The sequence below is a fragment of the Xanthobacter sp. ZOL 2024 genome (assembly GCF_052932325.1).
Map to the genome: position 1 here is coordinate 1371482 of NZ_CM128808.1, position 20315 is coordinate 1391796.

Annotated in this window: 18 protein-coding genes; 8 read left to right on the top strand and 10 right to left on the bottom strand. The window is 68.8% G+C overall.

Features of this window, described 5'->3' with window-relative positions; translation table 11 throughout:
* Positions 1-9: 9 nt before the first annotated feature.
* From ACU4E7_RS06530 to ACU4E7_RS06570, 9 genes are all read right to left on the bottom strand, one after another.
* A complete protein-coding gene (locus tag ACU4E7_RS06530; RefSeq protein ID WP_447021031.1) occupies positions 10-480 on the bottom strand; it encodes a PTS sugar transporter subunit IIA in 471 nt (156 codons plus the stop codon).
* A 59-nt stretch (positions 481-539) separates the two neighbouring features.
* A complete protein-coding gene (locus ACU4E7_RS06535; RefSeq protein ID WP_447021032.1) occupies positions 540-1235 on the bottom strand; it encodes a response regulator transcription factor in 696 nt (231 codons plus the stop codon).
* Positions 1232-3940 (bottom strand): DUF4118 domain-containing protein, encoded by a 2709-nt coding sequence (locus ACU4E7_RS06540; protein WP_447021033.1) that lies wholly within the window; start codon positions 3938-3940, stop codon positions 1232-1234. Before ACU4E7_RS06540 ends, ACU4E7_RS06535 begins: the two co-directional genes overlap by 4 nt.
* A 24-nt stretch (positions 3941-3964) precedes the next feature.
* Positions 3965-4567, bottom strand: coding sequence for a K(+)-transporting ATPase subunit C (locus ACU4E7_RS06545; protein ID WP_447021034.1), 603 nt, complete (start codon positions 4565-4567; stop codon positions 3965-3967).
* A 29-nt stretch (positions 4568-4596) separates the two neighbouring features.
* Positions 4597-6657, bottom strand: coding sequence for a potassium-transporting ATPase subunit KdpB (kdpB, locus tag ACU4E7_RS06550; protein ID WP_447021035.1), 2061 nt, complete (start codon positions 6655-6657; stop codon positions 4597-4599).
* Positions 6658-6699: 42 nt separating this feature from the next.
* Positions 6700-6876 carry a hypothetical protein gene (locus ACU4E7_RS06555; protein WP_447021036.1) on the bottom strand — a complete coding sequence of 59 codons (177 nt, stop codon included), beginning with the start codon at positions 6874-6876 and terminating at the stop codon, positions 6700-6702.
* A gap of 15 nt (positions 6877-6891) precedes the next feature.
* Positions 6892-8595: a potassium-transporting ATPase subunit KdpA gene (gene kdpA / locus ACU4E7_RS06560; protein ID WP_447021037.1), complete on the bottom strand. Its 1704-nt coding sequence runs from the start codon at positions 8593-8595 to the stop codon at positions 6892-6894.
* A 34-nt stretch (positions 8596-8629) separates the two neighbouring features.
* On the bottom strand, positions 8630-8719 hold the full coding sequence (locus tag ACU4E7_RS06565; RefSeq protein ID WP_238123563.1) for a potassium-transporting ATPase subunit F: 90 nt from the start codon (positions 8717-8719) through the stop codon (positions 8630-8632).
* A gap of 346 nt (positions 8720-9065) precedes the next feature.
* On the bottom strand, positions 9066-9869 hold the full coding sequence (locus ACU4E7_RS06570) for a TetR/AcrR family transcriptional regulator (protein WP_447021038.1): 804 nt from the start codon (positions 9867-9869) through the stop codon (positions 9066-9068).
* Between the two features lie 153 nt (positions 9870-10022).
* Between ACU4E7_RS06570 and ACU4E7_RS06575 the strand changes: the two genes are divergently transcribed.
* The 4 genes from ACU4E7_RS06575 to ACU4E7_RS06590 are packed head-to-tail and all read left to right on the top strand — an operon-like array spanning position 10023 to position 14075.
* Entirely contained in the window at positions 10023-10796 is a 774-nt protein-coding gene (locus ACU4E7_RS06575; RefSeq protein ID WP_238123565.1) for a cyclase family protein, read from the top strand.
* Positions 10797-10826: 30 nt separating this feature from the next.
* Entirely contained in the window at positions 10827-11753 is a 927-nt protein-coding gene (locus tag ACU4E7_RS06580) for a BKACE family enzyme (RefSeq protein WP_273546388.1), read from the top strand.
* A 17-nt stretch (positions 11754-11770) separates the two neighbouring features.
* Positions 11771-12787 carry an SMP-30/gluconolactonase/LRE family protein gene (locus ACU4E7_RS06585; RefSeq protein WP_238123566.1) on the top strand — a complete coding sequence of 339 codons (1017 nt, stop codon included), beginning with the start codon at positions 11771-11773 and terminating at the stop codon, positions 12785-12787.
* 37 nt (positions 12788-12824) lie between these two features.
* Positions 12825-14075 carry an ABC transporter substrate-binding protein gene (locus ACU4E7_RS06590; RefSeq protein WP_238123567.1) on the top strand — a complete coding sequence of 417 codons (1251 nt, stop codon included), beginning with the start codon at positions 12825-12827 and terminating at the stop codon, positions 14073-14075.
* Between the two features lie 38 nt (positions 14076-14113).
* Here the strand turns inward: ACU4E7_RS06590 and chrA are convergent, their stop codons facing one another.
* On the bottom strand, positions 14114-15364 hold the full coding sequence (chrA, locus tag ACU4E7_RS06595) for a chromate efflux transporter (protein ID WP_447021039.1): 1251 nt from the start codon (positions 15362-15364) through the stop codon (positions 14114-14116).
* A gap of 411 nt (positions 15365-15775) precedes the next feature.
* On the opposite strand from chrA, the gene ACU4E7_RS06600 reads away from it, so the two are divergent.
* The 4 genes from ACU4E7_RS06600 to ACU4E7_RS06615 all read left to right on the top strand — a co-directional run bounded on the left by ACU4E7_RS06600 (position 15776) and on the right by ACU4E7_RS06615 (position 20308).
* Positions 15776-16471: a GntR family transcriptional regulator gene (locus ACU4E7_RS06600; RefSeq protein ID WP_447021040.1), complete on the top strand. Its 696-nt coding sequence runs from the start codon at positions 15776-15778 to the stop codon at positions 16469-16471.
* 183 nt (positions 16472-16654) lie between these two features.
* Positions 16655-18265, top strand: a complete 1611-nt coding sequence (locus tag ACU4E7_RS06605) for an ABC transporter substrate-binding protein (protein WP_238123570.1) — start codon at positions 16655-16657, stop codon at positions 18263-18265.
* A 119-nt stretch (positions 18266-18384) separates the two neighbouring features.
* On the top strand, positions 18385-19410 hold the full coding sequence (locus ACU4E7_RS06610; protein WP_443267698.1) for an ABC transporter permease: 1026 nt from the start codon (positions 18385-18387) through the stop codon (positions 19408-19410).
* Between the two features lie 22 nt (positions 19411-19432).
* Positions 19433-20308, top strand: coding sequence for an ABC transporter permease (locus ACU4E7_RS06615; protein ID WP_238123571.1), 876 nt, complete (start codon positions 19433-19435; stop codon positions 20306-20308).
* The last annotated feature ends 7 nt before the right edge of the window (positions 20309-20315 follow it).

A 20315-nucleotide genomic window follows, 5' to 3' on the forward strand; every position in this document is an offset into this window, starting at 1 on the left:
GGGCGGCGCTCAGGCCCGGCCGGGCGCCGCCGCTGGCTCGGTGACGGCGGCGGCGTAGAGCTGCGCCGCGTCGCCCGCGAGCCGCATGGCCTCCCGCACCTGCGACGCCCGCAGCTGCCGGGCGATGCAGGCCAGGACGTTGAGATGGGCCCCGGTGCCCTCCTCCGGCAACAGCAGCACGAACACCATGTCCACCGGCACGTCGTCGATGGCCTCGAACGGGACCGGGCTGGCCAGCCGCGCCAGCAGCCCCACCGGCTGGCGCAGGCCGGGGACCCGCGCGTGGGGAATGGCGACACCCTCGCCGATGCCGGTGGAGCCGAGCCGCTCGCGGGCCGCCAACAGCTCCAGAATCTCGTCCCCTGGCCGGCCCAGCCGGCGGCCGGCGAGATCCGCCAGGCGCGCCAGCACCGCCGCCTTGGAGGCCGGCGCCAAATCGACGAAGACGTTCTCCGGCGAAAGAAAATCAGCAATCTGCATGGGTCTCGTTCGCTTCATGGGGCGGGCGCCGGCCGATGCCGTGGCGCCACCGCCCGCCCTCACCCGTCGGCCTCGCGCAGGCGGTAGCCCACGCCGGTCTCGGTCATGATGTAGTGTGGCTGGTCCGGCGAGGTTTCGATCTTCTGCCGGAGCTGGCGGACATAGACGCGCAGATACTGCACATCGGCCGCCCCCCCCCACACCTGCCCCAGCAGGTGCTGGTGGGTGATCACCTTGCCGGCGTGCTGCACCAGGATGCGCAGAATATCGTATTCCTTCGGCGACAGCTTCACCTCGCGGCCGTCCACCCTGACGATACGCTTCACCAGATCCACCGACAGGCCGCCGCTCTGGAACACCGGCCGCTCGCCCTGCTGCTGGAAGCGATGGCGCAGGGCGACCCGGATGCGCGCCACCAGCTCCTTCATGCCGAACGGCTTGCACACATAATCGTCGGCGCCGCGCTCCAGCGCCTGGACGATGCCGGTCTCGTCGGTGCGGCTCGAGAGGATGATGATGGGCACATCCACACGCGCCGCGCGCCAGGCTTCGAGCAGATCGTGGCCGGAGCGGTCCGGCAGGCCGAGATCCAGCAGGATCAGGTCGGGATGGGCGGCCTCCACCTGCGCCATGGCATCGCGGGCGTTGATGGCCTCGGCGATGGCGAAGCCCTCGGCGCCCAGGCCCACCCGCAGCAGCTTGCGAATGGGCGGCTCGTCATCCACCACCAGGATCCTGACCGTCGACGCCGTCATGCCTGCGCATCCAGATGGGGCGGCTCCGCCGCCAGCGGCAGGCGGAGGGTGAAGAGGGCGCCGCTGCGCTCGCGCCGGTTGGCCACCGTGATGGTGCCGCCCATGGCCTCGACGAAGCCGCGGCAGATGGACAGCCCGAGCCCGGTGCCGGCGCGCACGTGGTCGGTCTTGCGTACACGGTAGAAGGAATCGAACACCCGTTCCAGATCCGCCTCGGGAATGCCCGGCCCCTCGTCCATCACCCGGATGGCGAGGTCCGCCCCCTCCCGGCGGCCGGTGATCCGCACCAGGGAGCCCGCCGGCGCATATTTGGCGGCATTGTCCAGAAGGTTGAAGACCACCTGCTCAAACAGCACCGCGTCGGCCTTCACCATGGGCAGGTCGGAGGCGATGTCCACCTCCACCCGGTGGCCGGCCAGGATCTTCTCGGCCCGGCGCAGGGCCGCGCCGACCATATCGCCGGCGAACTGGAAGGAGGCGTTGGGCTGCATGGCGCCGGTCTCCAGCCGGGTCATGTCCAGCAGGTTGGCGATGAAGCGGTTGAGCCGCTCGGCCTCGTCGATGACGGTGGCCAGCAGATCGGCCCGGTCCGGCTCCGACATGGAGGCGGCATAGTCGCGCAGCGTGCCCGCCGCCCCCAGGATGGCGGCCAGCGGCGTCTTCAGGTCATGGGAAAGGGAGGTGAGCAGCGCCGAGCGCAGCCGGTCCGTTTCCGCCGCGCGCTTGGCCTGGTCGATGTCGGCGACCAGCTGAATGCGCTCGATGGCAAGGGCGGCCTGATCGGCCAGGGCATCGAACAGCCGCTGCTGCTCGGGCGTGAGCAGCGGCCCCTGCCGATCATTGTCGAGGCCGATGACGCCGAGGATGGTGCGGCTCGATTTGAGCGGCAGGTAGAGCCGGCGCGCGCCCGGCAGGGTATCGGCGCCGCGCCCGGCGGCATGGTCGTGGGCCCAGGCCCAGCGGGCGGCGGCCAGATCCGCCTCCACCAAGCTGTCGTCGGGCGGATAGCCGGCCTTCACCGCCAGGCCTTCCGCCTCTGGCATCAGGATCACCACCCGCACCTTGAGCATCAGGGCGAGCTGGTGGGCGCTCGCCCACAGCACGTCGTCGAGGGTGCCCGCCCCCGCCAGCTTCCTGGAGAAGAGATAGAGATCCTCGGTGACGCGGGCCCGCTGGCGCGCGGTTTCCGCCTGGCGCTGCACCCGCGCCATGAGATTGCTGGCGATCACCGCCACCACCAGGAAGAACGCCAGCGCGAGCACGCTCTCGGGGTCCTGAATGGTCAGGGTGTAGCGCGGCTCCAGGAAAAAATAGTTGAAGGCCAGCGCGCTGGCGAGGCAGGCATAGAGCGCCGGCCACAGGCCCGCCGTCACCGCCGTGCCCAGCACCCCCATGAGGAACACCAGGGCCAGGTTGCGCACATCGAGCACCCGGTCGAGCACCACGCTGGCGGCGAGGGCGCCCGCCACATAGAGGGTGCCGACGACATAGGGGCCGATGCGGAACGGCGGGCGCGCCGCGGCCGCCTTCACGCTCCAGCCCGGCGCGGCGGCCTCGCGCTCGGCGCCGGAGATCACATGCACGGCGATGTCGCCGGCACGGCGGATCAGGTCATGGGAGACCGAACCGGTCAGCAGCTCGCGCCAGCGCGGCTGGCCGGGGCTGCCCACCACCACATGGGTGAAATTGTTGGCGGCGGCATAGCGCAGGATGTCGCCCGCCACGTCCTGTCCGGGAAGGGTCACCGCCTCCGCCCCGAGCTGCTCGGCCAGGCGCAGGTGCGCGGCGATGCGATCCTTGTCCGCCTCGGCGAGCGCCGCATCGCGGGAGGTCTCCACGTGCAGCGCCGCCCAGGGCGCGCGCAGGCGGTCCGCCTGCCGGCGGGCATAGCGCACCAGCGCGCGGCCCCGCGCCTCCTCATTGACGCACACCAGCACCCGCTCGCCCGCCGCCCACGGGCCGGATATGGCATGCGCCTGCATGTGGCTGACCAATTGCTCGTCCACCCGCTGGGCGGTGCGCCGCAGGGCCAGCTCCCGCAGGGCGGTGAGGTTGCCGGGGGAGAAATAGTTCGCGATGGCGCGCCGGGCGGTGGTGGGCAGATAGACCTTGCCCGCGTTGAGACGCTTGATGAGATCATCGGGGGTGAGGTCGATCACCTCGATGTCGTCGGCCCGGTCGAGGATGGAATCCGGCACCGTCTCGCGCACGCGGATGCGGGTGATCTGCGCCACCACGTCGTTGAGGCTCTCCACATGCTGGATGTTGAGGGTGGTGTAGACATCGATGCCACGGGCCAGCAGCTCTTCCACATCCAGATAGCGCTTGGGATGGCGGCTGCCGTCCACATTGGTGTGGGCGAGCTCGTCCACCAGCACCAGCGCCGGCCGGCGGGCGAGGATGGCATCGAGGTCCATCTCCGCGAGCAGGCGCCCTTTGTAGGTGACAGGGCGGAGCGGAATGATCTCGAAGCCCTCCACCAGGGCCTCGGTCTCGGCGCGGCCGTGGGTCTCCACCACGCCGATCACCACATCCGCCCCATCGCCCCGCCGGGCACGGCCCGACAGCAGCATTTCATAGGTCTTGCCGACGCCGGGGGCGGCGCCGAGGAAGATCTTCAGGCGGCCGCGGCTCTCCCGCGCGGCGCTCTCCAACAGCGCGTCGGGCGAGGGACGCGCCGGTGCGTCGCGCATGTCGTCAGCCATGGTCCCTCCCCCGCTCGCCGCCCATCACCGCCCGAGCTGGTCCAAGGCCAGGTTGAGCGCCAGCACGTTCACCGTCGGCTCGCCGATGACGCCGAGCAGCCGATCCTTCACATGCGCCACCACCAGCGCCCGCACCGCGTCTTCACCGAGGCCCCGCGCCCGGGCCACCCGCGGCACCTGGAACAGGGCCGCCGCCGGCGACAGATCGGGATCGAGCCCGCTGCCGGAGGTGGTCACCAGGTCCACCGGCACCGGCGCCGCCGGGTTCTCCGCCCGCAGCCGCGTCGCCTCGGCCGTGATGCGGTCGATCAGCACCGCATTGCTGGGGCCGAGGTTGGAGCCCATGGAACTCGCCGCATTATAGGGCTGCGGCACGCTTTTGGCTGGATCGTTCGGATCAGCGCCGAGGGTGGCCGAGGGGCGCGGATGGAAGTAGCGCGCCGCGGTGAAATCCTGGCCGATCAAAGCGGAGCCGATCACCCGCCCCTCCCGTTCGATCAGGCTGCCGTTGGCCTGGGCGGGAAACACCGCCTGGGCGAGGCCGGTCATGGCCAGGGGATAGGCGAGGCCGGTGATGAGGGTCAACGCCACCAGCATCACCAGGGCGGGACGCAGCTGTTTCAGCATGCTTGTCTCCTTTCAGGAAGAAGCCGCCGTCAGGCGAGGCCGAGGGCGGTGACGGCCAGATCGATGGCCTTGATGCCGGCGAACGGGACGATGATGCCGCCGAGGCCGTAGACCACCAGATTGCGGGTGAGCAGCGCGCCGGCGCCGACCGCCCGGTAGCGCACCCCCTTCAACGCCAGCGGGATCAGCGCCACGATGATCAAGGCGTTGAAGATGATGGCGGAGAGAATGGCGCTCTGCGGTGTCGCCAGCCCCATGATGTTGAGGGCCCCCAGCTGCGGGTAGAAGGCCACGAACAGGGCGGGGATGATGGCGAAATACTTGGCCACGTCATTGGCGATGGAAAAGGTGGTGAGGGCGCCACGGGTCATCAGCAGCTGCTTGCCGATCTCGACGATCTCGATGAGCTTGGTGGGGTCGCTGTCCAGGTCCACCATGTTGCCGGCCTCGCGCGCCGCCACCGTGCCGGTGTTCATGGCGACACCCACATCGGCCTGCGCCAAAGCGGGCGCGTCGTTGGTGCCGTCGCCGCACATGGCGACGAGCTTGCCCTTGGCCTGCTCCTCGCGGATCAGGGCCAGCTTGTTCTCGGGGGTCGCCTGGGCGAGGAAGTCGTCCACGCCCGCCTCGGCGGCGATGGCGGCGGCGGTCATGGGGTTGTCGCCGGTGATCATCACCGTGCGGATGCCCATGCGACGCAGCTCGGCGAAACGCTCCTTGATGCCGCCCTTGACGATGTCCTTGAGGTGCACGACGCCCAGCAGGCGCGGGCCGCGCAGCACCGCCAGGGGGGTGCCGCCGGACCGCGCCACGTCCTCGGCGATGGCCTCGATCTCCCGCCGCGCCTCGGCGTCGATGCCGGCCGCCGGCTGGGCCTCCAGATGCTTCAGCACCGCATCCACCGCGCCCTTGCGGATGCCTTCTCCGTCCATGTCCACCCCGCTCATGCGGGTCTGCGCGGTGAACGGCACGAAGGTGGCGCGCAGGCTGGCCATGTCGCGGGCGCGAATGCCGTATTTCTCCTTCGCCAGCACCACGATGGAACGCCCCTCGGGGGTTTCGTCGGCCAGCGAGGCGAGCTGCGCGGCATCCGCCAATTCGCGATCGGTGACGCCCCGCACCGGCAGGAAGGCGGTGGCCTGGCGGTTGCCGAGGGTGATGGTGCCGGTCTTGTCCAGCAGCAGGGTGTCCACGTCCCCTGCCGCCTCCACCGCGCGGCCGGACATGGCCAGCACGTTGAAGCGCACCAGCCGATCCATGCCGGCGATGCCGATGGCCGACAGCAGGGCGCCGATGGTGGTGGGAATGAGGGTGACGAACAGCGCCACCAGCACGATCACCGGAATGGTGCCGCCGGCGTAGGCGGCAAAGCTCGGGATGGTGACCGTGGCCAGCACGAAGATCAGCGTCATGCCCGCCAGCAGGATGTTGAGGGCGATCTCGTTGGGGGTCTTCTGCCGCGCGGCGCCTTCCACCAAAGCGATCATGCGGTCGATGAAGGTGGCGCCGGCGGCCGCGGTGATGCGCACGCGGATCCAGTCGGACAGCACCTGCGTGCCGCCGGTGACCGCCGAGCGATCGCCGCCGCTCTCGCGGATCACCGGTGCGCTCTCGCCGGTGATGGCCGCTTCGTTCACCGAGGCCACGCCTTCGATCACCTCGCCATCGGAGGGGATGATGTCGCCGGCTTCCACCAGCACCACGTCGCCCACCTTGAGGCTGGTGCCGGGCACCAGGGTGAAGGTGTCGCGGTCCGCGCCGGAGAGCAGCTTGGCCTGGGTCTCGGTGCGGGTGCGGCGCAGGGCGTCGGCCTGCGCCTTGCCGCGCCCCTCCGCCACCGCCTCCGCGAAATTGGCGAACAGCACGGTGAACCACAGCCACAGCACGATCTGAAAGGAAAAGCCCAGGCCGGCGCCGCCGCTCAGCGCATCACGCACCAGCAGCACGGTGGTGAGCGCCGACACCAGCGCCACCACGAACATGACCGGGTTTTTGGCCAGGGTGCGCGGATCAAGCTTGCGGCCCGCATCACCGAGGGCCGGCAGAAGAATGCGGGCATCGAGAATGCGCGCGGACGGCGACTTGCTCATGATGAGCCTCCAGATGAGCCTCAAAGGCGGGGCGGCGCGTGATCAGCCGACCGCCGACACAAGGGTGAGCACAGCGGCAAAGCCCAGCCCGATCAGGGCGATGGCCAGCATGCCGAGCAGCAGGGTCGAGATCCTGGGCGGGGTAGGATCATCCCCGGCCCACCCCGCCCGGGCGGGCCGGCGGCGCGGGGTGGGGGTGGAAGACGGCGGGCGCGCCATGGGGATGCCGCCGGCTCAGAAGGTGGCGCCGCCGAGCAGCGCCAGATGCTCGACGATGGGCCCGAGGGCGATGGCCGGGAAGAAAGTGAGGCCGCCGACGATCACGATCACCCCCACCAGCAGGCCCACGAACAGGCCGCCATGGGTGGGAAAGGTGCCGGCGGAGGCCGGCGCCGCCTTCTTTTCCACCAGCGCCCCGGCCAGCGCCAGGGCCGGGATGATGACCAGGAACCGCCCCATCAGCATGGCAAGAGCCAGGGTCACATTGTACCAGGGCGTGTTGCCGGAAAGGCCGCCGAAGGCCGAGCCGTTGTTGGCGGCGCCGGAGGTGTAGGCATAGAGCATCTCGGAGAAGCCATGCGGGCCGGGATTGGCGATGGAGGCCACCGCGCCGGGCAGCACGCTCGCCGCCGCGGTGAAGCCGAGCATGGCGAGCGGCAGGCACAGCACCGCCAGCATGGCCATCTTGACCTCCCGGGCCTCGATCTTCTTGCCGAGATATTCCGGCGTGCGCCCCACCATGAGGCCGGCCACGAACACCGCCACCACCACGAACAGGATGATGCCATAGAAGCCGGCACCGACGCCGCCGATGATGATCTCGCCCAGCATCATGTTGATGAGCGGGACCATGCCGCCGAGCGCCATGAAGCTGTCGTGCATGGCATTCACCGCGCCGCAGGAAGCGGCGGTGGTGACGGCGGCGAACAGCGCCGACATGGCGATGCCGAAGCGCGCCTCCTTGCCCTCCATGTTGCCGCCCTCGATGCCCAGCGCATGCACCAGCGGATTGCCGGCGGCCTCGGCGCCGTAGCACACCGCCACCCCGGCGAGGAACAAGAGGCCCATGGCGATGAACAGCGCCCAGCCCTGGCGCTCATCGCCCACCATGCGGCCGAATACATTGGTCAGCCCGGCGCCCAGGGCGAAGATGGAGACCATTTGGATCAGGTTGGCGAGGGCACCGGGATTCTCGAAGGGGTGGGCGGAATTCACGTTGAAGAAGCCGCCGCCATTGGTGCCCAGCATCTTGATGGCGAGCTGGGAGGCGACCGGGCCCACCGCGATGGTCTGCCGCGCGCCCTCCAGGGTCTGCGCCTCCACAGAGGGACCGAGGGTCTGCGGCACGCCGAGCGCCACATAGGCCAGGGTGAGCACGATGCAGGCCGGCAGCAGCACATAGAGCGTGGACCGGGTGAGATCGATCCAGAAGCTGCCGAGGGTCCGCATGGACTTGCGGGAGAAGGCGCGGATCACCGCCACGGCCACGGCGATGCCGGTGGCGGCGGAGACGAAATTCTGCACCGCCAGGCCCGACATCTGCGTGAGATAGGACAGGGTGGTCTCGCCGCCGTAATTCTGCCAATTGGTGTTGGTGACGAAGCTCACGGCGGTGTTGAAGGCAAGGTCGGGCGGCACGTCGGCCATGGCCATCGGGTTGAACGGCGCCATGCCCTGCAGCCGCTGCAGCGCGAACAGCGCCACCACGCCGGCCAAGTTGAACACCAGCAGGCCCACCGCATAGGCGGTCCAATGCTGCTCCTCCCCCGGCGCGGTCCCCGCCAGCCGGTAGAGCCCCCGCTCCAGCGGCCCGAGCACCGGCGCGAGCACCGTGCGCTCGCCGCTGAACACCCGCGTCATGTACCCGCCAAGCGGCCGCACGAGCGCGACGATGATCGCGCAGAAAAGGAGGATCTGAAGCCATCCGTTCACAGTCATCGAACAGGCCTTCGCAAGAATGGGCGCCGGGTGGTCAGAACCACTCGGGACGGATGAGGGCGATGGTGAGATAGAACAGAATGCACAGCGCCACAGCGCCGCCGGCGATGAGATCGAAGAGCATCACGGCCTCCACCCTCGCCTAAAGACCATCACAGACGCGGACATAGGCCAGCGCGCCGGCAAAGCAGAGAAATGTGAGGCCGATGAGAAGCAGATCCATGGTCATGTCCCGTTCCAGATCCACGATCATGGCCCCCTCCATCTCGAGAATGGAGCAGATCAACTGTCGCGAACGTCACCAAAGCTGGTGAGATCCCCGGCGCGTGGAAGAGGACGGGACTATGGCGCCGATCCGCATAAAGGTTCGAGAGCGGACCAAAGGGAAAGACATAAAGACCGCATAAAGATCCGGCCGCCGTCCACGCCGCGACACAGGCATGGGACCAGCCGTGGAACGTCGCCCGCCGCTAGCGGGCGAGGGTGCGGAAGCCGGCGCTGACGAAGGCCACGAAATCCTCGAACACTGTGGGATCGCCGGCGATGGCACGGCCGCCGGAGAGGCGCTCGATGCGCTTGTCGGCCACGTACATCAGCAGCGCCCCCACCGCATATTCATAGGCCCACAGCAGCCGGGCCTCCGCGCAGCCGGGCAGCGCGATCCGCATCGCCTCCAGGAAGGCGTGCACCAGCGGGTCGTAGAAGCGCTCGATGATGGCGCTCGCCTCCGGGCCGGGGTCCCAGGCGGTGCGCGCCACCAGCAGCGAGAAGGAATCCCCGGAGGCCGAACCGTGCAGCCGCACCACCGGCTCCGCCCAGGCGGTGACGATCTCTTCCACCCGGCCCGGGCCTGGCCCCTTCGCCCCCACCGCCCGGATGCGGGCGATGCGCTCGTCGAGATTACCCTGCCGGTGCTCGAACACGGTGGAGAACAGCTCCGGCTTGCGGCCGAAATAATAGCCCACCAGGGCCACCGGCACGCTGGCGCGGGCGGCGATGTCGCGCACCGAGACCGCCGCATAGCCGCGTTCCGCGAACAGGGCCTCGGCGCTGTCGAGAATGTCCTGGCGCCGGTCCGGCCGATCCCGCTCGCTGGCCGGCACCGGTGAACGCCGCCCGCGCTTTTCCGCCACGGCGCCGGCGGGCTTGCCCGTTTTCTTGCTGGCCGTCCCGCTGCGTGGCTCGCGGGCCGTCTCGGTGTGTGTCTTGTGGACCATGGCGGCGGTGTCGGCGCGCTCGGGTCCCTGGCCGGATTTGGGCGTGGCGGTCTCCATCGGGCTGTCGGCTCAGGTCCTTTCTAGACCGAGCGGCACGCCGGCGCCAACGGTTCGGGGCCGGGAAGAATGGCGTATTGTACGATCGTACAAAAAGATGTACGTTTGTACAAAATAGCGGGTGCCACGGGCGCCCATCAGGATGGAAACGCCGTGCCCCGACTGATCGACATCTCCATTCCCCTGGAGAATGACGTTCCCGCAGACCCGCCGTTCCAGCGGGTGCGGATCGACTATGCCACTCACCGGGAAACGGCGCCGGCCCTGTGCGCCGCCTTTCCCGGGCTGCGCCCCGATCAATTGCCCGACGGCATGGGCTGGGCGGTGGAAACCGCGCACATCTCCACCCACAACGGCACCCATGTGGACGCCCCCTGGCACTACCACCCCACCATGGATGGCGGCGCCCGCGCGATCACCATCGACGAGGTGCCCCTCGACTGGTGCTTCCGGCCGGGTGTGAAGCTCGATTTCCGCCACCTGCCCGACGGCCATGTGGTGAGCCCCGACGAGATCGACGCCGAGCTCGCCCGCATCGGCCACACCCTGGCGCCCTTCGACATCGTGGTGGCCAACACCGCCGCCGGCACCGCCTATGGCGCGGCGGACTATGTGGATCGCGGCTGCGGCTTCGGCCGCGCGGCCACCCTCCATCTGGTGCAACAGGGCATCCGCGTGGTGGGCACCGACGGCTGGAGCTGGGACGCCCCCTTCAGCGCCACCGCCCGCCGCTTCGCCGAAACCGGCGATGCCGCGCTGATCTGGGAGGGGCACAAGGCGGGCCGCGAGAAGGGCTATTGCCAGATCGAGAAGCTCCACAATCTCGAAGCGCTGCCCGCCACCGGCTTCACCGTGTGCTGCTTCCCGGTGAAAGTCCGCGCCGCCTCGGCCGGCTGGACCCGCGCCGTCGCCATTCTTCCCGACTGATCCATCCCCTTCTTCCTGCGGAGCGAAGCCTTGAGCAAGGTCATCATCACCTGCGCGGTGACGGGCGGCATTCACACGCCCACCATGTCGGATGCGCTGCCCATCACCCCCAATGAGATCGCCGCTGAGGCCATCGCCGCCGCCGAGGCGGGCGCCGCCATCCTGCACCTGCACGCCCGCGACCCGATCGACGGCCGGCCGACGCCCGACCCGGCGGTGTTCATGCAGTTCCTGCCGCGCATCAAGCAGGCCACCGATGCGGTGATCAACATCACCACCGGCGGCGGTCTCAACATGAGCGTGGAAGAGCGCCTGGCCGCCCCGCTGAAAGCGGCGCCGGAGATGTGCTCGCTCAACATGGGCTCCATGAACTTCGCCCTCCATCCCCTCGCCAAGCGCTATTCCAACTGGAAGCACGCCTGGGAGGAGCCCTATCTCTCCGGCACCAAGGATTTTATCTTCCGCAATACGTTCGGCGACATCGAGCGGATCTATAAGATGCTGGGCGAGGAGCACGGCACCAAGTTCGAGCATGAATGCTACGACGTGGGCCACCTCTACAATCTCGCCCACTGCCTCGACCAGGGCTGGTTCCGGCCGCCGGTGTTCCTGCAGCTCATCTTCGGCATCCTCGGCGGCATCGGCGCCGACATGGACAATCTGATGTTCATGAAGCGCACCGCCGACAAGCTGTTCGGCTCCGATTACCAGTGGTCGGTGCTGGCCGCCGGCCGCCACCAGATGGCCTTCGCCACCCAGGCGGCGATGATGGGCGGCAACGTGCGGGTGGGGCTGGAGGACAGCCTGTTCATCGGCCGCGGCAAGCTCGCCACCTCCAATGCCGAGCAGGTGGCGAAGATCCGCCGCATCCTGGAGGAACTGGGCCATGAGATCGCCACCCCCGACGAGGCCCGCGCCAGCCTCGGCCTCAAGGGTGCCGACACGGTGAACTTCTGAGCCGCGCGGAGATCGCCATGGCCCGGCCCAATCCCCTCGACGGCTTTGTGGTGGACCCGGCGGCCATCACCTATGTGGGCGCCGACCTGCAGCGCCCCGAATGCATCCTCGCCGAGCGCGACGGCTCCTTGTGGAGCGCCGACGCCCGCGGCGGGGTGGTGCACATCCGCCCCGACGGCAGCCAGGAGCTGGTGGCCCAGCAGGAGGCCACCCAATTCGCCGCCGCCACCGACGAAGAAACCCGCTTTGTCTCCGGCACCCTGCCCAACGGCCTCGCCTTCGCCCGCAACGGCGACATCCTGATCTCCAATTTCGGCACCGATCGGCTGGAGATCATGAGCCGCGACGGGCGCAGCCGGGTGCTGGCCGACAGCATCGACGGCGCCCCCATCGGCAAGGTCAATTTCGTGCTGCGCGACAGCCGCGACCGCATCTGGCTCACCATCTCCACCCGCACCCGCAACTGGATGCGGGCCATGAGCCCGAACATCGCCGACGGCTTTCTCGCGCTTTACGACCAGGGCCGGCTGCGCATCGTCGCCGACGGCTTCCGCTTCACCAATGAGATCCGCCTCGATGCCCGTGAGGAATGGCTCTATGTGGCGGAAACCTGCGGCCGCTGCGTCACCCGCCTGCGGGTGCTGCCCGACGGCAGCCTGACCGATCGCGAGACCTTCGGCCCCGCCGACCATGGCGCCTTCATCGACGGCATCGCCTTCGACGCCCATGGCAATCTGTGGGGCACCCATGTGATGACCGACCGCCTGTTCGCCATCACCCCGGAGGGGGAACTGCGGATCCTGCTCGACGACGACAGGGGGAGCCCCGCCGGCGCCGCCCTCATGGCCGCTTTCGAGGCCGATGCGGCGACCCCCGAGCTGATGCTCGCGTGCGGCGGCACCCTCGCCCCCTGGTTCGCCAGCGTCACCTTCGGCGGGCCGGACCTCACCACCGTCTATATCGGCAGCCTGCGCGGCCGCCGCATTCCGTGTTTCCGCGCGCCGGTGGCCGGCCTGCCCATGGCCCATTGGTGAGCGGACCACCAACATAGAAAACACCGGGAGAAGCGACATGAGGACAGGATTGAACCGCGCCGGCCTCGTTCCAGCCCTGGCGCTGGCGGCGGGGCTCGCCACCGCGCCGGCCCATGCGGAGATCTCCGGCGGCAGGGTCAAGGTGGGCGTGCTCACCGACATGTCGGGGGTCTATTCGGACATCACCGGCAAGGGCTCCGTCACCGCCGCGCAGATGGCCATCGACGATTGCCTGAAGGCCGAATGCGCCGGCATGACCATCGAGATGATCTCGGCCGACCACCAGAACAAGGCCGACATCGCCTCCGCCACCGCCCGCAAATGGATCGACATCGACGGCGTGGACGTGCTGGCCGACATGTCCAATGCCTCCATACAGCTCGCCATCGCGCCGCTGGTGAAGGAAAAGAACCGCGTCGCCCTGTTCCCCGGCGGCACCGCCCGGCTCACCGGCGATGCCTGCCAGCCGGGCCATGTGGTGCAGTGGATGTGGGACACCTATGTCCAGGTGGCCGGCATCGCCAACCGCCTCACCCAGCCGGGCACCTCCTGGTATCTGGTGACGGCGGACTACGCCCTCGGCCATCAGCTGGAAGCCGATACCAAGGCGGTGGTGGGGGCCCGGGGCGGCAAGGTGCTCGGCTCGGTGCGCCATCCGTTCCCGGCGGTGGACCTGTCCTCGCCGCTGCTCACCGCCCAGGGCTCCGGCGCCGACATCATCGCCCTCGCCAATGCGGGCAACGATACGGTCTCCGGCATCAAGACGGCGCGTGAATTCGGCATCATGGGCTCGAAGCAGAAGCTGGTGGCCTTCTTCCTCACCGCCCTCGACGTGAAGAGCGTGGGCCTGCCCACCGCCCAGGGAACCCTGCTCTCCGAAGGCTTCTACTGGGACCTGGACGAGGGCACCCGCGCCTTTTCCGAGCGCTTCAAGGCGCAGAACGGCAAGATCCCCTCCGCCATCCACGCCGGCGTCTATTCCTCGGTCCTGCACTATCTGAAGGCGGTGGCGGCGGCCAAGAGCGATGATGCCACCACGGTGGTGAAGACCATGGCCGAGCTGCCCATCAAGGATGACGTGGTGCGCAACGCCCACCTGCGGGAGGACGGCCGCATGGTGCACGATTTCTACGTGTTCGAAGTGAAGGCGCCGGAGGCCTCCAAGGGCGAATGGGACCTTTACAAGCTGGTGGCCACCCTGCCCGGCGACACCGCCTTCCGCCCGCTGGCCGACAGCACCTGCCCGGCGGTGACTGCCGCTCGCGGGGCGCCGAAGCCGGCGAACTGAGGCGCCGCCACGCCGGGGCCCCGCGCCCCGGCGCCGGCTCAGAGCGTCGTGAGGCCCATGCCGGCGAGGGCCAGCAGCAGCACCACCATCCAGGGCGGCGCCTGCCACACGGTCAGCAACAGGAAGCCGGCCAGCGCCACGGTGAAGTCACGCGGGGTGAATACGGCGCTGGTCCAAACCGGGGTATAGAGCGCCGCGCCGAGCAGGCCCACCACCGCCGCATTGGCCCCGCGCATGGCCGCCTGGGCGGCCGGCAGCGGCCGAAGGGCACTCCAGAATGGCAGCATGCCATAGACCAGCAGCAGCCCCGGCAGGAAGATGGCGCCAAGGGCGATCAGCGCGCCGCACACCCCCGCCGCCGCGCCCGCCGCCGGCAGTGTGGCCGGCCCCATGGCGGCGCCGAGATAGGCGGCAAAGGTGAACAGCGGCCCGGGCACCGCCTGCGCCAGGCCGTAGCCGGCGAGAAAGGTGGTGGCGCTCAGCCCGTCCGGCCGCACCACCTCGGCTTCGAGCAGCGGCAGCACCACATGGCCGCCGCCGAACACCAGGGCCCCGGACCGGTAGAAGGACTCGAACAGCGCCACAGCGCCGGACCCGCCCGCCTGCACCAGCGCCAGCGGCCCGACGAACAGGGCGACGAACAGGCCGAGGGCGACCAGGCCCGCCCGCCGCGACACCGGAAAGTGCAGCGCCACGGCGGCGCGCACCGGGCCCTGCCGGCAGAGGGCGAGGCCGGCCAGGGCGCCGATGGCGATGGCCGCCACCTGCCCCAGGGCGCCACCGAGCAGAACCACCAGCGCCACAGCCATGAGGGCGATGGCCGCGCGCGGACCATCGGGCGTGAGGCTGCGGGCCATGCCCCATACCGCCTGCGCCACCACCGCCACCGCCACCAGCTTGAGACCATGCAACAGCCCCTCGGCCAGCGGCCCGGTGACCGCCGCGGCGCCCAGGGCGCAGGCCATCAGCAGCAGGGCGGAAGGGGCGGTGAACCCCAGCCATGCCAGCGCCCCACCCGCGAGGCCGCCGCCCCGCAGCAGGCCCAGGGCGAAGCCCACCTGGCTCGATGCCGGGCCGGGCAGGAACTGGCACAGGGCCACCAGCTCGCCGAAGGTGACATCGTCCAGCCAGCGGCGGCGCAGCACCAGTTCATCACGAAAATAACCGAGGTGCGCCACCGGCCCGCCGAACGAGGTGAGGCCCAGCTTGAGAAAGGCCACGAACACCTCGCGACGGCGCCCGCCGGTGACCGGCGCCGCGCGCTCCGACCGCTGATTTCCTGCCGCCATCACGCCTGTCGCCCCACGCCCGTCCCCGGCGCCGCCCCCGGCGCCAGCGGTCCATAAAGACCAGGCGTATGAAGACAGCATGTCGACGCGGCCGCGGCCCCGTCAAGCGGCGCGCACCCGCTGCCTGAAAGGCCATCGCGCCTTAAAGTTGTGCATGCTGGCACGACCAGCCTATTGCATTGCCCCACGATGCTCCGTCATCATGCCAAGCCGGCAGCGCGTTCCATCGCCGCGGCGCGTCGGCAGCGACGGCTCCGGCGGGACGGCGCGGGCGTTCGAGGAGGCGTGGCCCCACTCGGGAGCATGGAGCCAGATGCCAGGCCAGTGGCGATGCCGCAATACGGCGTCCCTCGCCCGGCCGGCTCTCCCGGCCCCCGCATGCGGTTATTCTCCCGCTCTAGGTATTCGGCAATGGCGCAGCTTTCGGTTTCGGACAAGATGGATGACAAGCGCGAGCTGATCGTGGATCAGCTCCGCCGCGTGCTGTCGGAAGAGATCGTGACCGGGGTTCTGGGGCCGGGCATGCGGCTGGACGAGCAGAGCCTGGCCGACCGCTTCCAGGTCTCCCGCACGCCGGTGCGCGAGGTGCTGAGCCAGTTGTCGGTGCTGGGGCTGGTGGAGCGGCGCCCGCATCGTGGTGTGGTGGTGCTGCAGCAATCCAAGGAGCGCCTGCTGCAGCTGTTCGAGGTCATGGCCGAGCTGGAAGGCGCCTGCGCCCGCTTCGCGGCGGAGCGCATGTCGGCCGCCGAGCGCGACACCCTGTTCGAGCTCCACGCGCGGGCGGCACCGCTGGTGGAGACCGGCGACGTGGCGGCCTATGAGGAGGTGAACGGCGTCTTCCACCGCTGCATCTACGATGGCACCCACAATCCCGCCCTCGTGGACCTGACCCTCGACGCGCAGCGGCGCGTCTTCCACTTTCGCCACGCCCAGTTCCGCATGCCTAACCGCATCCGCAATTCCCACGCGGAACACGGCGCGGTGGTGGCCGCCATCGACAAAGGCGACGGCGGCGCCGCCTACGAGGCCATGCGGGCGCATATCCTGGCGGTGAAGGAGGCCTCCACCGTGGTGGTCACCCATCGCCGTCCGCATCTGGTGGGCTGAAGCGGCCTGCTGCTTAGAATTTGTTCAATTGCTATTGGTTTGAGCGCCGCAACGACAGCCTTCCGCGGCAAGGGGTCTCCAAAGGCTTGAATTCTCCCGCACTGCAAAATGGCACGCACCTTGCTTTCAAGGATTGCATGTAATTTTGCATCCAATCTGCATCTCACCGAAGGGAGAGACCTTATGCAGCGCCGGGAGTTCCTGAAGTCGTCCGCCGCCGTGCTCCTCGGAGCCGGACTGCTTCCACTGTCCGAGGTCCTGCCGGCCGCCGCGGCCGCAAACGACACCATTGTCGTCGCCACCGGCGCCACCATCAACTCCCTTGACCTGCACCGCCAGGGCACCAACCGCGCCAGCTATCAGGTGGCCATCAACGCCTATGACCGGCTGGTGAAGTTCGGCACCAAGACCATGCCGGACGGCTCCCTGAGCTACGATTCCACCAAGATCGAGCCGGATCTCGCCGAGAGCTGGACCGTCTCTGACGACGGCAAGGTCATCACCTTCAAGCTGCGGCCCAACGCGGTGTTCTCCGACGGCTCACCGGTGACCGCCCAGGACGTGAAGTGGTCGCTGGATCGTGCGGTGAGCCTCGGCGGCTTCCCCACCACCCAGATGAAGGCGGGCCTCATGGAGAAGCCCGAGCAGTTCGAGGTGGTGGACGACAAGACCATCAAGGTCATCCTGCCCCGCAAGAGCAAGCTGACCCTGCCTGATCTGGCGGTGCCGATCCCCTTCATCATCAATTCCAAGGTCGCCAAGGCCCACGCCACCGAGAAGGACCCGTGGGCGACCGAATATCTCCACCGCAACACCGCCGGTTCCGGCGCCTTCGTGGTGGAACGCTGGGACCCCGGCCAGCAGGTGGTCTACGCCCGCAACGACAAGTGGACCTCGGGTCCGCTGCCGGGCGCCAAGCGCGTGATCATGCGCGAGATCCCCTCCGCCGCCACCCGCCGGGCGCTGATCGAGCGCGGCGACGTCGACCTGGTGTTCAACATCCCCGACAAGGATGCCAATGAGCTGAAGGCCTCCGGCAAGGCCAAGGTGGTCTCGACCCCCATCGAGAACTGCATCTACGTGCTGGCCCTCAACGACAAGTTCGGCCCCTTCAAGGACAAGCGCGTGCGCCAGGCCATCGCCTACGCTTTGCCCTATGAGGACATCTTCAAGACCGCCGCCTACCAGACCGGCGTACCCATGTGGGGCGCCGACAAGGCCGAGGGCATCGCCTGGCCCCAGCCCTCGCCCTACAAGCAGGACCTGGAGAAGGCCAAGGCGCTGCTGGCCGAGGCCGGCTACAAGGACGGCCTCACCGTTCCGCTCTATATCAACCTCGATCTCGCCTCCTGGATGGAGCCCACCGCTCTGCTGATCCAGGAAAGCCTCGCCAAGATCGGCGTGAAGACCACCATCGAGAAGATCCCCGGCGCCAACTGGCGCACCGCCGCCAACGTGGAGCGGCGCCTGGAGATGCATCTCGACGACTTCGGTGGCTGGCTGAACTATCCGGACTACTATTTCTTCTGGACCTACATGCCGGGCACCATCTTCAACAGCTCCAATTACGACAATCCGGAGATGGTGAAGCTGGTCAACGAGACCCTCGACCTCTCGGTGGACGATCCGGCCTATGCCCCGAACATCAAGAAGATGATCGACATCGCCTTCGAGGACGTGCCGCGGGTGCCTCTGTGGCAGCCCGCCCTCTCCTCGGCCATGACGCCGAAGATCAGCGGCTACGAGTTCTGGTTCCACCGCCAACCGGACGCCCGCAAGCTCACCAAGTCCTGAGCACTTCCAAGTTCTGAGCGCTCAAGCTCCTGAGCGCTCAGGCGCATCGACGGACCGGGCCGCCCGCGGCCCGGTCTCCCTTCCGCACCGGCCGCCGCGGGCGGCGAAGGAGTCCGGCGATGACCTCCTCGCGAGGCATGATTGTCCTGAAGCGCCTCGCGCAGGCGATCCCCACCCTGTTCGGCGTCATCGTCGTCACCTTCATCATCACCCGGGCGCTGCCCGGAGATCCCGCCGCCTATTTCGCCGGGCCGGCCGCCACGCCGGAATCCATCGCCCAGATCCGCGCCGGCATGGGCCTCGACAAGCCGCTGCCCGAACAGTTCGTGCGCTATCTGCAGGATCTGGCCACCGGCAACCTCGGCTCGTCCATCTCCACCGGCCAGACCGTGCTGTCTGATGTGCTGAGCCGCCTGCCCGCCTCGCTGGAGCTGACGTTCAGCGCCCTGCTGCTGGCCCTGGTCATCGCCGTGCCGCTGGGCATTCTGGCCGCCACCCGCCAGGGCACCTTCGTCGATCACCTGTGCCGCGTGGTGGTCACCGCGGGCGTCTCACTGCCGGTGTTCTTCACCGGCCTCGCGCTGGTCTATGTGTTCTACTACATCCTGGGCGTGGCGCCGGCCCCGGTGGGGCGGCTCGACTTCATCTATATCTCGCCGCCCACCATCACCGGCTTCTATGTCATCGACGCGCTGCTGGCCGGCGATCCGGAAACCGCTGGCGCCGCCTTCAAGCAGCTCATTCTGCCGGCGGCCACCCTTGCCATCTTCACCCTGGCGCCGCTGGCGCGCATGACCCGCGCCGCCATGCTGCAGGTGCTGGCCAGCGACTTCATCCGCACCGCCCGCGCCGCCGGCCTCTCGCGCCGCAAGATCCTGTTCACCTACGCCTTCCGCAATGCGCTGCTGCCGGTGGTGACCACCCTCGGCATGGTGTTCTCCTTCGTGCTCGGCGCCAACGTGCTGGTGGAGAAGGTGTTCGCCTGGCCGGGCATCGGCTCCTACGCGGTCGAGGCGCTGGTGGTGTCCGATTATGCGGCGGTGCAGGGCTTCGTGCTGGTGATGGCGATCCTGTTCGTGGTGATGAACCTCTTGATCGACCTCTCCTACACGGTCATCGACCCCCGCGTCGGGTTCGACGGGTGAAGCCATGGAAGGATCCCAGCAGATGACATCCACGGCTGAACCGGCGCGCGCCGCCCCGGGCCTGATCACCCACACCCTCTACGTGCTGCGCTCCAACCCCATCACCCTCCTGGCCTTCGTGCTTCTGGCGCTGTTCGTGCTGGCGGCGCTGATCGGCCCCTATGTGGTGCCGCACGACCCCTACCAGAGCAACGCCGCCAACGCCCTCAAGCCGCCGTCCTGGCAATATTGGTTCGGCACCGATGACCTCGGCCGCGACGTCTTCTCCCGCGTGGTGGTGGCCACCCGGCTCGATCTGCTCATCTCCCTGTCGGCGGTGGTCATCTCCTTTTTCGCCGGGTCCACGCTGGGCTCGCTGGCCGGCTTCTACGGCGGCTGGACCGACCGCATCGTCTCGCGCCTGCTCGACACGCTGATGGCCTTCCCGCTGTTCGTGCTGGCCATGGGCATCGTCGCGGCGATGGGCAATTCGGTGCAGAACATCGTGATTGCCACCGCCATCGTGAACCTGCCCTTCTATGCCCGCGTCAGCCGCACCGAGGTGAACATCCGCCGCGAGGCCGGCTTCGTGCAGGCGGCGCGCCTGTCCGGCAATTCCAACCTGCGCATCCTCGCCACCCAGATCTTCCCCAACGCTCTGCCGCCCATGATGGTGCAGATCTCCCTCAATCTCGGCTGGGCGATCCTGAATGCGGCAGGCCTGTCCTTCATCGGCCTCGGCGTGCGCCCGCCCACCCCGGAGTGGGGGATCATGGTGGCCGAGGGCGCCCGCTTCATCGTCTCCGGCGAGTGGTGGCTGGCCCTGTTCCCGGGCGCCGCCCTGATGCTCGCCGTGTTCACCTTCAACATGCTCGGCGACGGCCTCCGCGACATCGTCGATCCGCGCCAGCGCAGCTGAGGAGACA